We start from the raw sequence: 13,649 nt of genomic DNA, 5'->3' as shown, positions 1-13,649 counted from the left end.
ATGGTTTCTGAAACGGCAATGGAGGAATACCAGCTAACCATATCCCACCTTTCGACTGGAGTGCTGATCCAAAAAGAGCCGGGCGTTGGTTTGTTGAAGATTGCCCGGAATGGCGATTCGGTTTCTTAATTCCTTTCCCAAAATGCGTCTTCCCAGTCTTCCTCAACTTTCTGATGAATTTCCTTAACGGCTGCTTCCATTTTCTTCAGGTCTTCTTCCAGCAATTCTACCTGCATGTATTGAAAGAGTTTTCGCTCTTCAAACCGGATATGGGCCTTCAGTTCCGTTGCAAATTGGGAAAGCCGCTCCGTATCTCCACCGGCCTCAAAAATCTGGGTATAATGGGAACGAATGGAGGCATGCTGTTCTTCCGCCTCTTTGCGCATCAGGTCATTTTTGGCCAGAAAACTAAACAGAACCTCTTCTTCCAACTGGAAATGCGGCTCTAGATGTTGCTCAACAAAATAATACAGGTAATCCACCATCCGCTTGGTTTCCACTTGTTTTCTTATTCCCTGCCGGATCTTCCAGGCCAATAGTAACCCAAAATGATGGTCCTGGGAGATTGGAATTAAAGATGGATGTCGCTTTAAGGGCTTGGTCATACAGAATGGAATTTGGAAATGCTAAAAGTAGCAGCGGTTAAGGTCAGCAATTAAAACTGACGTCCATCAGTTTTTTCAGAGGCTAAAGTATAAAAATAATGCTGCAAATAAAAGATAATTATATCCTTTATTTGCAGTACTTACCGCTCGAAGACCTCAATGGCTACGACCGCTGGGGTTTCTCCAACCCCAGCGGTCTTTTACGAGAACAATATTCGTATTTTCAACATCACTTTATTTTAGGGAGAAACTATCGAGGTCTCGAAGACCTCAAAGGTTAGGTTGACGTTTGGGGTTTCCCCAGCCCCGCCTTTTCACTGAACGTCAACGAAAAAAACCATCGAGGTCTCGAAGACCTCAATGGTTATGGAAAAGGTATATTTCTAATTCAAAACTTGTCTTTTAAAAATATACATCGTAATATTGCAATGTACTTATCAGTTAACTTAAATAAGGCCGAGATGGGGGTAACCAAAAGCGATTTATTCAATGAGATGCAAAATGAACTGGCAACCGTAGCCAAAGTCTTGGCGCATCCCGCTCGAGTGGCGATCATTCAGCATTTACTAAAAAGTAATGCCTGCATCAATGGAGATTTGGTACAGGAACTGGGCCTGGCCCAAGCGACCATCAGCCAGCACCTGCGGGAACTAAAATCAGTGGGCATCATACAGGGAACCATAGAGGGCTCCCGTATCAGCTATTGTATCAACCCCGTACGCTGGACTGAAATAAAAAATCAATTTAATGAGTTGTTTGACCAATACCCTACTGCGATCCCAGGGGAATGCTGTTAAGCAACAAAAATACAAACGATCACTTACAAAATAGGAAATACGATGAAAAACGATAAGGATCTAAAAAATCTGGTGAAGGAGCGCTATGCACGCATTGCCAATCAGGAAAAATCCCAAAACGCAGCATCCTGTTGCGGAGCCACTACTCCAACCAACAAGGTATACAACATCATGATGGACGACTACTCCGAAACGAGTGGATACGTGGAAGATGCGGATTTGGGGCTGGGATGTGGATTGCCCACCCATTTTGCGAGCATCAAAAAAGGCGACACCGTTATAGATCTGGGCTCTGGCGCAGGAAACGATTGTTTTGTAGCCCGGCACGAGACAGGTCCGGAGGGAAAAGTAATCGGCATCGACTTCACACCTGCCATGATCCAAAAAGCCCGGCTTAATGCCGAAAAACTGGCTTTTAACAACGTGGAATTTCGGGAAGGAGATATTGATGACATGCCGGTAAATGACGAAGTGGCGGATGTGGTGGTCAGCAATTGTGTGCTGAACCTGGTTCCTGACAAGGAAAAAGTGATTGGAGAAATCTTCCGTGTGCTCAAAGCGGGTGGCCATTTTAGCATTTCCGATATCGTATTGGTCGGGGACCTTCCTCAAGCACTGAAAGAAGATGCTGAAATGTATGCCGGCTGCGTAGCGGGTGCCATTCAAAAAGAAGCCTATCTGGAACAGATTGAGAAATCAGGTTTTCAAAATATCACTGTACAAAAAGAGAAATCTATAAGCATTCCGGAAGATATTTTGGGGAAATACCTCTTACCCGAGGAAGTAACGGCCTTCAATCAGGGCGGAACAGGCATATACAGCATTACCGTGTATGCGGACAAGCCTGGAAATAGCGAGAAAAAGCAAAAAATAGAAATATCAGCAATACAAGCTACTTCCTGCCAGGAAGGATCCGGCTGTTGTTAACGCTTTGTCCAGAAAAAATCCATGAGACGATCTATCCTACCTTTCTCCGTTCTTATTCTCTGCTTCCTCTCTTGTTCCCCGACTACAAAGGAAAACGGGAACATGAACGTAGCTGAAATCACCCCAATCCAAACTGCCATGTCCACCGAAACTAAATCCGATAAAAAAGCCATTTACCCCGAATTAGCGCATTACATCCAATCCCTGGTTCCCGCGATGGAGGATATTCCAGAAAACCGCAAGGAACTGCTACACGAGGTTGCCCTGTTTGTTCGGGAAAAAAAGCAATCCAACGAACCGGCAAACCTCACCTTTATATGCACGCACAATAGCCGGAGAAGTCACCTCAGCCAGATTTGGGCAGCTACAGCGGCTGCCTATTACGGGCTGGAAGATGGTATTCATACCTATTCCGGAGGTACCGAGACTACCGCATTTAACCCCAGAGCCGTGGCGGCCATTGAGCGCGCCGGTTTCCGGGTAAATCACACCAAAGGAGACAATCCCCACTACGAGGTACGTTTTGCCGATGAGGGACAGGTAATCGAGTGTTTTTCCAAAAAATACGACGATCCCTTCAATGCCTCCGAAAACTTTGCGGCCATTATGACCTGTTCCGATGCTGATAAGAACTGCCCGTTTATTCCCGGAGCTTCCCTCCGCTTACCCATCCCCTATGTGGATCCAAAAGAAGCAGATGGAACAGCAGAAGAGGCCACCGTTTACGATGAACGAACCCGGCAAATTGCTACCGAAATGTTTTACCTGATGTCTCAGGTTAAATCCTGAGTCATATGGTAGGAAGTGGTCGTCGTTTCCTGGTTTTACCTCTTTTATGACCACTAAAAGACAATTTAAATTATATGAAGGGAATAGGTTTTTTTGAAAAATACCTGACGGTATGGGTATTGCTTTGTATTGCCGCAGGCATCGTAATCGGCTCCTTTCTTGGCGACAAAATGGGCTATCTTTCCTCTCTGGAAATAGCCCACGTGAATATCCCTGTCGCCATCCTTATTTGGTTAATGATTTATCCAATGATGGTACAGGTGGATTTCAGGTCTTTAAAGGAGGTCGGCCGTAATTCCAAAGGATTGGGATTAACGGTAGTGGTTAACTGGCTGATCAAGCCATTTACCATGGCTTTTTTTGCCTGGATATTTTTCGACCACCTTTACAGTGCCTGGCTAACTCCCGAACAGGCGGATGAGTACATTGCCGGAGCTATTCTACTGGGAGCAGCCCCCTGTACGGCCATGGTGTTTGTCTGGTCATATTTGAGCAATGGAGACCCGAATTACACCTTGGTTCAGGTTTCAGTCAATGATCTTATCCTGTTGGTAGCCTTTGTTCCCATTGTTCAATTTTTGTTGGGGATAACTGACTTTCAGGTACCCTATGACGTACTCATCACCTCGGTACTCGTCTTTGTGGTAATTCCTTTGATCGCAGGTTATTTGACCAATCGCTTCGTCATCAGGCAGAAGGGAGAGGAATGGTTAAAAGAACGGTTTCTTCCCAGGTTAAAACCCCTTTCGATGATTGCTTTGTTGACCACATTGGTCCTGCTTTTCGCTTTTCAAGGGGAACAAATCATTGCGCAGCCGCAACATATCTTACTGATCGCCATTCCACTAACCCTTCAAACCTATCTTATCTTTTTTGTAAGTTGGTTTGCGGGAAAATACCTCAAATTACAGTACAGGGTTTGTGCACCGGCGGCCATGATCGGTGCAAGTAATTTCTTCGAACTGGCAGTGGCGGTGGCCATCGCTTTATTTGGTTTGAGTTCCGGCGCTGCGTTGGCGACTGTTGTGGGGGTTCTTATTGAGGTGCCAGTGATGCTTTCATTGGTTCAACTAGCCAAACGGTGGCAATATTGAAGGGTATTCCTTTATTTTCCAGCCATGCGAATCCCTTTATTCAAAAATCAGTTTAACGTAATTTGATTGCCGTTCCGGATTTAACGGAGATACTTCCCCACTTTTTTAACCCCGTTTTTACCCCATTTACCGATCGCGCTGTCCGGTTCATCGAATAAATCCCGCTGACAGAAATACAAATGCTACTTTTAACCTATAAATTTTTAAGCCGGTAAATCCGGTAATGGTTGGAGCTTCGTAACTCCTTCCAAAATTAACAGCAAAGAAAAAACAGCATACAATGGGACAGTTTAGACTTTTAAGTTTCAGTACTGGTTTACAAAAACAGCAGGACAACGGATTTCAGTTAGCTCCGGAAGAAAGCAAGGTGTTATTACAGCAAATGAAACAATGGCCAACGTTAGACGAGGTCATGGTACTTTCTAATGCGGAACGAACCGAAATTCTTTATTATAGTTCCAAAAGTCAGGAAGATGAAATTTTTCAGGCCATTCGGAGTATTAAAGTGGACGAACAATTGCCTGCATCAAATTTTTTTCAGCAGAATTGTAACGAGGAGTGTGCGTTTTCGCACCTAACAGAACTATGCTTCGGAGTGCAGGCCACCACCTACGGAAGTATTCCGCTCTATGGCGCCTTTATGGATGCACTTGAAGTTTCGGCGCAGGTCGGCACGGTAGGACCCTTGTTAGCCGAGTGGAAAAACTTTTTGGAAAGCACCAACCAGTTTTTAATTGGGGAGGTAAGTTACCAGGCACCCAATTTTTCTGTTTCATTTACGGTATCAGACATGGTTTCGGAATTGGTGAAAAAGATCAAGCAGCCTAAAATTGCCATCATTGGCTTCAATGCCCTGGGAAAAAAGGTGTTTCAAAAACTGAGAAGCAAAGGCTTTGAAAACATAGTCATCGTTGAAAAGAACATACAACCATTTGCTGCACTGAATACGAATGAATTAAATCAATTCATCTATGAACCCATTGCGCAGCTGGGGAATGTGATTCAGGAAAACGATATCCTGATTTCGACTTTAGAGGATGGTGAAGAGGTGTCTATACCGGATTTTTCAGCTACCCAATTTTCTTCAATGAAAGTGCTGATCGACCTGGCTGTAAAAAGCAATAAATTTGATCTGCTTAAAACCCACTCTCACCTGATTTTTTTCGAGCTTTCTGACATTTATCAGGTGATTCAGGGAAAGATGGAAATAAATAAACGTTGGTTAAAAAAGGTAAAACCGCTGCTGGCTCAGCGGAACAAACACTTTTTTCAATTGGTAGATAAAAAAAAAGGCGAGGACTTGTTGGAGACAGCTAAACAATTACTAATCGAAATCGGAGAGGCAGATACCGGATTTCCTAGAGTAATAACCATCGCAAAGCCGTCGGTTAAAAAAGAAACCTTATCTCCTAGCTCTTTTGCAGTTATTCTGGCGAAGTCACTTAAAAAAATACAAACGAATACACCATACAAGGACTTAGTGAATTACGATCGCCTGGTGAATGAATTTTTTATGCGCAATTGATTTTTTAGAATGGCATAATAAGTATAATTATTTTTTGGTTTGGTTGGTTTAATGTAGAAGAGGCTCCGATTGGGGCCTCTTTTTTTAGGCCAGTAATCCACCTATTATTTTGTATGTTAGCAATAGCTCATTAAATTTGCAACATTATGAAGACCCGCGAGCACAATTGCCATACAGCATCATTTTTCCATTTAGCAAATGCTCGCTGGCATCATGCGGGTCACCATTCTTGCTGATTCCGGAATTTGTCCGACCTTCCTCTTGCAGGGAACATTTATTTCCTTCAAAAATTTATAGTCACCAGTGTATTAATAATTCATGGAAAACAATATCAGAATAGCCGTTCAAAAAAGTGGGCGGCTAAGTGAGGAATCACTAAAGCTTATCAAAGAATGTGGTATCAAATTTCACAATGGTGCCGGAAAACTAAAGTCCACTGCTACCAACTTTCCTGTGGAGTTTTTATTTTTGAGAGACGATGACATTCCGGGATACGTAGCCGACGGCGTGGCCGATTTGGGAATCGTTGGGGAAAACGAATTGGTCGAAAAAAACAAGGATGTAACGGTTCTTAAAAAGCTTGGGTTTTCCAAATGCAGGCTATCACTGGCCATTCCCAAGGGAGAGGAGTACTCAGGGGTCGGTTATTTTGAAGGTAAAAATATCGCTACCTCCTATCCCAAAATCCTGGGTGACTACCTGAAATTGAAGCAGGTACAGGCTGAAATACATGAGATCAGTGGGTCCGTGGAAATTGCTCCCAGCATCGGCCTGGCTGAAGGCATTTGCGATATTGTAAGCTCCGGCTCCACTCTTATGATGAACGGCTTGAAAGAAGTGGAGGAGATCTTCCAATCTGAAGCCGTCTTGATTTGCAATAATGCGCTTCCTGTTGAAAAGCAGCAAATCGTAGAAAAACTGCTGTTTCGAATGGACGCGGTGCAAAAGGGCAAGAAAAACAAATACGTTCTCTTAAATGCACCCAATGCATCCATTGATAAAATCATTTCTCTGATTCCCGGTATGAGAAGCCCCACCATCCTACCCCTGGCAGAGGAAGGATGGTCATCCGTGCACTCAGTAATTAGTGAGGACCAGTTTTGGGAAAACATAGAAGAATTGAGAACGGCAGGGGCTCAGGGGATTTTAGTCGTGCCCATTGAAAAAATGGTCCTTTAAATCCAGACTAACCGAGGCTTGCTTTTCTCCCCCGGCCTGAGAAATTTTAAATCGCTTTTCGTTAATTTAAGGGACTAATAATCGACACAACATGAGAATCCTGGTGAACCCTGATAGCAAAACATGGAAAAAAGAACTGGCCCGACCCGTTCAAAAAATGAAGGCAATAGAAAAGATCGTCAAGCCGATCATGAAAAAGGTCAAACGCCAGGGAGATAAAGCGTTGAAAAAATTTGCCCTGGAATATGACCATGCAGAAATCGATTCCTTACTGGTAGACCAGGGCACCATGGATGCTGCTGGCGAGCGACTGAGTCCTGATTTACGGGAGGCAATCCAAACAGCCAAACGAAATATTGAAAAATTTCATAAGCTCCAGGAGATGCCTTCCATCAGTTCTGAAATTTCGGAAGGGGTCACTTGTATGCGCCGAAGCGTGGCCATCCAGAAAGTAGGTTTGTACATACCGGGAGGTACTGCCCCCCTGTTTTCAACGGTACTAATGTTGGGCGTTCCGGCAAAATTGGCCGGATGTAGGGAAATCGTGTTGTGTACCCCCCCGGATCCAAAGGGTGAAATTCACCCAGCCATCCTTTATACCGCTTCCTTAATAGGCATTACAAAAATTGTAAAGGCTGGGGGTGCGCAGGCCATTGCAGCCATGTGCTATGGAACAGACTCCGTTCCTCAGGTAGATAAAATATTTGGCCCCGGAAATCAATACGTCACCGCAGCCAAACAACTTGCCACCCGGCAGGGAGTCGCCATCGACATGCCTGCAGGACCTTCGGAGGTTTTGGTTTATGCCGATGAAAGTGCTGTACCTGAGTTTGTCGCCGCTGATCTTTTATCCCAGGCTGAACACGGAGTAGACAGTCAGGTGGTATTAGTCGGTCCTTCAGAAAAGTTCGTGACTAAGGTTCTGAAATTTGTAGAACTGCAGCTAGAAGAACTTCCCAGGCAAAAAATAGCCAAAAAAGCCCTGGAAAATAGTGTAGCCATTGTTATGGAGAAGATGGATCAGGCTCTTGACCTGATCAACGCTTACGCACCGGAACATCTGATCCTGGCTGTCAATGATGAAGAAATAGCCATTCAAGGCATCGTAAATGCCGGTTCGGTATTTATTGGAAATTTCACCCCAGAGTCGGCAGGCGATTATGCCTCCGGCACCAATCATACCCTACCTACTAACGGTTATGCCAGAAGCTATTCCGGAGTATCATTGGACAGTTTTGTAAAAAAGATAACCTATCAGAAAATCACCCCCACAGGGATTCAATTACTGGGGCCTGCCATCGAAATCATGGCACAACACGAAAACCTACAGGCCCATAAAAATGCTGTAACCGTTCGTTTAAACCACCTTTCAAAAAGTAAGTAAGATGGAATTCGATCTCCAAACGCTTTTGCGTCCACATATTGCCGCCTTAAAACCATATTCCTCCGCCAGAGACGAGTACAGTGGTAAAGAAGGGATTTTTCTGGATGCCAATGAAAATCCGCTGGGCTCTATTACCGAACAGGATTTCAACCGGTACCCGGATCCTTACCAGAATGAATTGAAAGAGAAGCTCTCTAAATTGAAAAAGATGGACAAAAAGCAGATTTTTCTGGGCAATGGAAGCGATGAGGCCATTGATTTGCTTTTCAGAGCTTTTTGCCAGCCAGGGCTGGACAATGTCATCATCCTGCCCCCTACCTATGGCATGTACGAGGTCAGTGCCGGAATCAACGACGTTTTCGTAAAAAAAGTACCCTTAACCCCTGATTTTCAAATACTACCTGATAAGGTGCTGGAGGCGGTTGATGCGCATACGAAAATAATCTTTATCTGTTCTCCTAATAATCCGAGCGGCAATACGCTGAAACGGGAATCCATTCTTCAGGTAGTGGAGCATTTTAATGGCTTGGTGGTCATCGATGAAGCCTACATAGACTTTAGTGCAGAACCGGGATTTTCAAACATGCTGGAGGATTTTCCAAACCTGCTCGTCATGCAAACCCTATCCAAAGCCTGGGGCTTGGCGGCGCTGCGACTTGGAATGGCCTTTGCGTCTCCTGATATCATTGCCATCCTCAATAAAATCAAACCTCCCTATAACATCAGCGGGCTAACACAGGAAACTGCGGCGGCGGCGCTCGAAAATACTGAAAAACTGGAGCAAATGATTCGGGAAATCCTCGTCCAAAAAGAGTCGCTTCGGAAACAATTGGAAAAAATACCGCAAGTAGAGAAGGTCTATCCCTCTCAGGCAAACTTTTTTCTCGTCAAAGTACCCCAGGCGAAAAAAGTGTACCAACGACTGGTAGAAAAAAAGATAATCGTGCGGGACCGATCAGCCGTACAGCATTGTGGGGATTGCCTGCGGATTACGGTAGGAAATCAATTGGAAAACGACCAATTAATTCAGGCGTTACAAACTGTTCTATCTGAGCCGTCCATTTCCGAGGTTGTAAATTCATAAAATCATGAAGAAAAAGGTATTATTTATCGATCGGGATGGCACCATTATTAAAGAACCTCCTACGGATTTCCAAGTGGACAGCCTCGAAAAACTAGAGTTTATTCCCCGATCCATTACCAATTTGAGTAAGTTGGCCGAGGACGGAGATTTTGAGCTGGTACTCGTGACCAACCAGGACGGATTGGGTACCCCGTCTTTTCCCAACGAGGATTTCTGGCCTGCCCAGTACAAAATGTTAAAAACGTTGGAGCAGGAAGGGGTGGTATTTGCCGCCATACATATTGATAAAACCTTCGAGCATGAAAAGGCAGCTACCCGGAAACCCGGCACCGGTATGCTCCTCTCCTACCTCAATGGAGATTACGATCTGGAAAATTCCTATGTGATCGGCGATCGAAAAACGGACGTCCAGTTGGCAAAAAATATGGGATGCCAATCTATCTTTTTCGGTAAAGAGCAAGAACCCGATGCGGACCGGTGTTTTGACTCCTGGGATGAAGTGTATGCTTTTTTAAAATTGCCGCCAAGAAAAGCCCACATTACCCGAAATACATCGGAGACTAAAATCGCAATTGATCTAAATCTGGATGGTTCGGGAAAAAGCCAGGTGCATACCGGTTTACCCTTTTTTGATCACATGTTGGACCAATTGGCCAAACATGGCGGCACAGATCTAAGCATTAAGGTAGACGGAGATTTGCATATAGACGAGCACCATACCATAGAAGATACGGCGCTGGCCCTGGGAGAGGCCTACCTTCAGGCTATGGGAGACAAAAAGGGAATCTATCGTTATGGATTTCTATTACCCATGGACGACTGTCTGGCGCAGGTAGCAGTGGATTTTGGCGGGCGGCCCTGGTTGGTATGGGAAGCCGATTTCAAGCGGGAAAAAATTGGAGACATGCCAACAGAAATGTTTTTCCACTTTTTTAAGTCCTTCAGCGATACGGCAAAGTGTAATCTGAATATCAAAGCCGAAGGAAATAACGAACATCATAAAATTGAAGCTATTTTCAAAGGACTTGCCAGGGCCATCAAAATGGCTGTACGAAAAGACCTTCAAGCCCTGGATCAACTTCCCAGCACCAAGGGTACTTTATAAAAAACCAAGGGCTATCCTGTCGTTTGGATAGCCCTTTTAAAAAATAACCACTTTTTTTCTTATTGCTGTACGCTTTCGGTTCCTACTTAGCAGGACCTGGAATCCGTTTACCAAGTATTTTTCGGTGGTTAAAACCTCAAGCGTTTATTTTCCGGTATTTACGAAGTCTCTCCATTATTGGATCGAATAGCTGGTATTTTTTGTTCGGAAAAATATTTTTACTATATTTAAACTAACATGTTAATAACCAAACTACCTCTAACCTCTCTTTATGGTACCTGTTGGTGTCTGTTGTTTCTCCATATTAGTTGTATCGGTAACTACAGAGATGCAGAATCCTTGTACTTAAGTGGTAACTATGAAAGGGCTATAAAGGAATTTGACAGGGTCCTATTTATAAGCGGAACGGATATAAAAGCGCTTCATCTACGTGCAAGGTCCTATGAGGAACTAGGGCTACACCGGGAAGCATTGGCAGATTATCATAAAATTTTAGCCCTGGAACCTACCTATGCACAAGCTTATGCTGGCATTGGAAAGATCGCCTGGGAACAAGAGGATCTGAAAACAGCAGAAAAAAACCTTCTACTGGCCGCCATGCACGATCCCAAAGATTATGACATCCTGTTGTTATTGGCTCGCTCCCTGATCAAAAACGGTAGGTACAAAAGTGCGGTTGAGTTTTTGGAAGAGGCCAGCCATCTCCAACCTAATGAGCCCGAGCCTTATTTTTACAAGGGCATTGCCATGGCCTACTCAGGAGACGGTCTGGGAACAATTGTTTCCTTTAACAAATACCTGGAAATAGAGCCGGATAACCTTACTGCGCACTATAACAGAGGATTTGCCCTGATGAAACTAGGCTACATAGATTGGGCTGTGGAAGATTTTGACTGGGTACTGGAGGAAGAACCGAAACACTACGATGCCTTGGCCAGGAGGGCACTTTGCTTAATAGAAGAAAATCCACGCCAGGCCTGTTTTGATCTGGAAACCGCTGCAATGAATGGTAATCTTCTGGCCAAATCAAACCTTCCGCGATGCGCGGAAAGTCGCTAACCCTTAGCAACTGAGGTAAAACCATTTTTTTTACAACTTTTAACTTCTTTGGAAGGCTAATATTTTCCGTATCCCAAAGAAAATACGGTTTTTAATTTTACTTTTGTTTTCCGGTATATGAAAAGCAATAAATTAGTCATTATCCCTACTTACAATGAAAAGGAGAATATCCAGGACATCATTCGTGAAGTTTTGGCGCTCCCGGAGCATTTTGACGTGTTGGTCATCGATGATGGCTCTCCGGATGGCACGGCAGCTTTGGTAAGGGAAATGAAAACCATTTATTCTTCCAACTTATTCTTAAAAGAACGACAAGGGAAACTAGGTTTGGGGACGGCCTACCTGGAGGGCTTCACCTATGCCCTGCAAAATGGGTACGAATACATTTTTGAAATGGATGCCGATTTTTCCCACAACCCCCGGGATCTGAGCAAATTATACGAGGCGGCTTTCCGGGATGGGCACGACATGGTAATTGGCTCCCGGTACGTATCAGGGGTAAACGTAGTTAACTGGCCCATGGGAAGGGTCTTGATGTCCTTTTTCGCAAGTAAGTACGTGCAATTTATTACCGGTATTCCCATCAGGGACACAACCGCTGGATTCGTTTGTTACCGAAGCCGGGTACTGGAAGCCATTAATCTGGAAAAAATCCGGTTTATCGGTTATGCTTTCCAAATAGAAATGAAATTTACGGCATGGAAACTAGGATTCGACATTTTTGAGGTGCCCATTATTTTTACAGACCGAACCAGAGGTACCTCGAAAATGTCCAAACATATTTTTAGAGAAGCTGTTTTTGGCGTGATCTACCTGAAGCTAAAGAGCATGATTAAAAAATACCGCCCGGTCAATTAAACTTGATGGATTTGATCGGGTTTACATTACTGATAATCATCGCAGGCAGGAACAACACGACGGTTGTCACGCCCAATACCAACACATTCAGACCAATAATAGTCGGCCAATCCCAGAATACCGGTACATAGCTCATGTAGTAATTTTCTGCATTTAGGCTTACCCAACGGGTTTGTTCCTGAATAAACCCAAACCCAAGTCCTATTAAGTTCCCTAAAAACAGGCCTCTCCCGATGATGCGGATGCCATTCCAAATAAAGATATTTCGGATTTGTTTGTTCGTTGCGCCCAGTGCTTTTAATAGTCCAATCATCGATGTTCTTTCCATGATCAGGATAAATAAAATCGATACCATATTAAAGGCAGCCACAAAGAGAATCAATGCCAAAAACACATACACATTATTATTAAGCAGCTCCAGCCAGTCAAAGATTTGAATAAATTTATCCGTCACCTTTACCAGTCGCAGGTCGTAGTCAATAAAATCGTACAATTCAGCTTGGAAACGATCAATTTGTGCCGGATCGTTCAAAAAGACCTCAAAACCTCCTACCTGGTCTTTGTCCCAATCATTGAGTATCCGGATGAGTTGGATGTCACCGAGGACAATTTTATCGTCAAAATCCTCCAGAAACGTTTCGTAAATCCCTACTACAGTAAGTCTTCGGAACCGGGGGGGATCCTGTACAAAGTACATCGTCACCTGGTCTCCGAGTTCCAGGAGCATTTTCCGGGCGATCTTTGAACTAAGAATGATTTCATTGGAAGCGGAACGCCCTTCAGAAAATTGGATAAACCGACCTTCAACCAGGGAATTCTTGAAAGAGACACTATCAAACTCAGGTCCCACTCCTTTCATCATCACTCCTTCTACCTCCTCTTCTCCCTTGATCAAGGCAGGCTTATTCGCATACCCCTGCACATGCCGTATATATTCTAGCTGTTCAAAATTTGTATAAAAATTGCTCTCGGTACTGGTTGGAGACTCATCCAGGGCCTGGCTCATGACAAACCTATTGACCTGGTAATGGCCCGTAAAAGAAAAAACTTTATCGGAAATAACCGTTTGAAATCCTTCCAGTATCAAAAACGAAATAATCATGATCGAAAGCCCTAACGCAATACTGGCTACGGCAATCCGATGAATGGTACCGGTGAAACCTCCCGTCTTTTTAAAACTGATTCTTTTTGCAATGAAGTAGGAAAGGTTCAATGAAGTCGTTTATTTTGTTAGATAAAATGC

The 13,649-nt window shown here is 44.0% G+C and carries 14 protein-coding genes; 12 read left to right on the top strand and 2 right to left on the bottom strand.

Annotated elements, in window-relative coordinates; genetic code table 11:
- Positions 1-129, top strand: coding sequence for a hypothetical protein (locus tag GJS45_RS23905; RefSeq protein WP_262887919.1), 129 nt, complete (start codon positions 1-3; stop codon positions 127-129).
- Here GJS45_RS23905 and GJS45_RS00550 read toward each other — a convergent pair.
- Positions 126-605 carry a hemerythrin domain-containing protein gene (locus GJS45_RS00550; protein ID WP_162339503.1) on the bottom strand — a complete coding sequence of 160 codons (480 nt, stop codon included), beginning with the start codon at positions 603-605 and terminating at the stop codon, positions 126-128. The genes GJS45_RS23905 and GJS45_RS00550 overlap by 4 nt on opposite strands.
- Before the next feature lie 461 nt (positions 606-1,066).
- Here GJS45_RS00550 and GJS45_RS00545 point away from each other — a divergent pair, with 461 nt between their 5' ends.
- The 11 genes from GJS45_RS00545 (at position 1,067) to GJS45_RS00495 (ending at position 12,406) form a co-directional block, all read left to right on the top strand.
- Positions 1,067-1,402: an ArsR/SmtB family transcription factor gene (locus GJS45_RS00545; protein WP_162339502.1), complete on the top strand. Its 336-nt coding sequence runs from the start codon at positions 1,067-1,069 to the stop codon at positions 1,400-1,402.
- A gap of 42 nt (positions 1,403-1,444) precedes the next feature.
- Positions 1,445-2,329: an arsenite methyltransferase gene (locus GJS45_RS00540; protein WP_162339501.1), complete on the top strand. Its 885-nt coding sequence runs from the start codon at positions 1,445-1,447 to the stop codon at positions 2,327-2,329.
- Between the two features lie 21 nt (positions 2,330-2,350).
- Entirely contained in the window at positions 2,351-3,118 is a 768-nt protein-coding gene (locus tag GJS45_RS00535) for an arsenate reductase/protein-tyrosine-phosphatase family protein (protein ID WP_162339500.1), read from the top strand.
- A 74-nt stretch (positions 3,119-3,192) separates the two neighbouring features.
- Positions 3,193-4,212 (top strand): ACR3 family arsenite efflux transporter, encoded by a 1,020-nt coding sequence (arsB, locus tag GJS45_RS00530; protein ID WP_202928007.1) that lies wholly within the window; start codon positions 3,193-3,195, stop codon positions 4,210-4,212.
- Positions 4,213-4,492: 280 nt separating this feature from the next.
- The gene (locus GJS45_RS00525; RefSeq protein WP_162339499.1) at positions 4,493-5,737 is read left to right on the top strand and encodes a Rossmann-fold NAD(P)-binding domain-containing protein; all 1,245 of its coding nucleotides are present in this window, start codon (positions 4,493-4,495) and stop codon (positions 5,735-5,737) included.
- Between the two features lie 318 nt (positions 5,738-6,055).
- Positions 6,056-6,916: an ATP phosphoribosyltransferase gene (hisG, locus tag GJS45_RS00520; protein WP_162339498.1), complete on the top strand. Its 861-nt coding sequence runs from the start codon at positions 6,056-6,058 to the stop codon at positions 6,914-6,916.
- A 91-nt stretch (positions 6,917-7,007) separates the two neighbouring features.
- Positions 7,008-8,300, top strand: coding sequence for a histidinol dehydrogenase (hisD, locus tag GJS45_RS00515; RefSeq protein WP_162339497.1), 1,293 nt, complete (start codon positions 7,008-7,010; stop codon positions 8,298-8,300).
- 1 nt (position 8,301) lies between these two features.
- Positions 8,302-9,384, top strand: a complete 1,083-nt coding sequence (gene hisC / locus GJS45_RS00510) for a histidinol-phosphate transaminase (RefSeq protein WP_162339496.1) — start codon at positions 8,302-8,304, stop codon at positions 9,382-9,384.
- 4 nt (positions 9,385-9,388) lie between these two features.
- Complete coding sequence (gene hisB, locus GJS45_RS00505; RefSeq protein WP_162339495.1) at positions 9,389-10,489, top strand: bifunctional histidinol-phosphatase/imidazoleglycerol-phosphate dehydratase HisB; 1,101 nt, start codon at positions 9,389-9,391, stop codon at positions 10,487-10,489.
- 237 nt (positions 10,490-10,726) lie between these two features.
- A complete protein-coding gene (locus tag GJS45_RS00500) occupies positions 10,727-11,548 on the top strand; it encodes a tetratricopeptide repeat protein (protein ID WP_162339494.1) in 822 nt (273 codons plus the stop codon).
- A 117-nt stretch (positions 11,549-11,665) separates the two neighbouring features.
- Positions 11,666-12,406: a polyprenol monophosphomannose synthase gene (locus GJS45_RS00495; RefSeq protein ID WP_162339493.1), complete on the top strand. Its 741-nt coding sequence runs from the start codon at positions 11,666-11,668 to the stop codon at positions 12,404-12,406.
- Here GJS45_RS00495 and GJS45_RS00490 read toward each other — a convergent pair.
- Entirely contained in the window at positions 12,399-13,619 is a 1,221-nt protein-coding gene (locus GJS45_RS00490) for an ABC transporter permease (RefSeq protein ID WP_162339492.1), read from the bottom strand. The two genes, GJS45_RS00495 and GJS45_RS00490, sit on opposite strands and share 8 nt — an antisense overlap.
- Between the last annotated feature and the right edge of the window lie 30 nt (positions 13,620-13,649).

The organism is Cyclobacterium salsum, assembly GCF_010119245.1.
Lineage (GTDB): Bacteria > Bacteroidota > Bacteroidia > Cytophagales > Cyclobacteriaceae > Cyclobacterium > Cyclobacterium salsum.
The sequence above is the reverse complement of the archived record's forward strand: the minus strand, read 5'-3'. Positions and strand labels throughout refer to the sequence as shown.

Excerpts from the sequence above, each read along its gene's own strand:
- GJS45_RS00525 (WP_162339499.1), top strand. The coding sequence starts at position 4,493 with ATGGGACAGTTTAGACTTTTAAGTTTCAGTACTGGTTTACAAAAACAG.
- GJS45_RS00540 (WP_162339501.1), top strand. The coding sequence starts at position 1,445 with ATGAAAAACGATAAGGATCTAAAAAATCTGGTGAAGGAGCGCTATGCA.
- GJS45_RS00535 (WP_162339500.1), top strand. The coding sequence starts at position 2,351 with ATGAGACGATCTATCCTACCTTTCTCCGTTCTTATTCTCTGCTTCCTC.
- hisD (WP_162339497.1), top strand. The coding sequence starts at position 7,008 with ATGAGAATCCTGGTGAACCCTGATAGCAAAACATGGAAAAAAGAACTG.
- arsB (WP_202928007.1), top strand. The coding sequence starts at position 3,193 with ATGAAGGGAATAGGTTTTTTTGAAAAATACCTGACGGTATGGGTATTG.
- hisG (WP_162339498.1), top strand. The coding sequence starts at position 6,056 with ATGGAAAACAATATCAGAATAGCCGTTCAAAAAAGTGGGCGGCTAAGT.
- GJS45_RS00500 (WP_162339494.1), top strand. The coding sequence starts at position 10,727 with ATGTTAATAACCAAACTACCTCTAACCTCTCTTTATGGTACCTGTTGG.
- hisB (WP_162339495.1), top strand. The coding sequence starts at position 9,389 with ATGAAGAAAAAGGTATTATTTATCGATCGGGATGGCACCATTATTAAA.
- GJS45_RS00550 (WP_162339503.1), bottom strand. The coding sequence starts at position 605 with ATGACCAAGCCCTTAAAGCGACATCCATCTTTAATTCCAATCTCCCAG.
- hisC (WP_162339496.1), top strand. The coding sequence starts at position 8,302 with ATGGAATTCGATCTCCAAACGCTTTTGCGTCCACATATTGCCGCCTTA.
- GJS45_RS00545 (WP_162339502.1), top strand. The coding sequence starts at position 1,067 with ATGGGGGTAACCAAAAGCGATTTATTCAATGAGATGCAAAATGAACTG.
- GJS45_RS23905 (WP_262887919.1), top strand. The coding sequence starts at position 1 with ATGGTTTCTGAAACGGCAATGGAGGAATACCAGCTAACCATATCCCAC.
- GJS45_RS00495 (WP_162339493.1), top strand. The coding sequence starts at position 11,666 with ATGAAAAGCAATAAATTAGTCATTATCCCTACTTACAATGAAAAGGAG.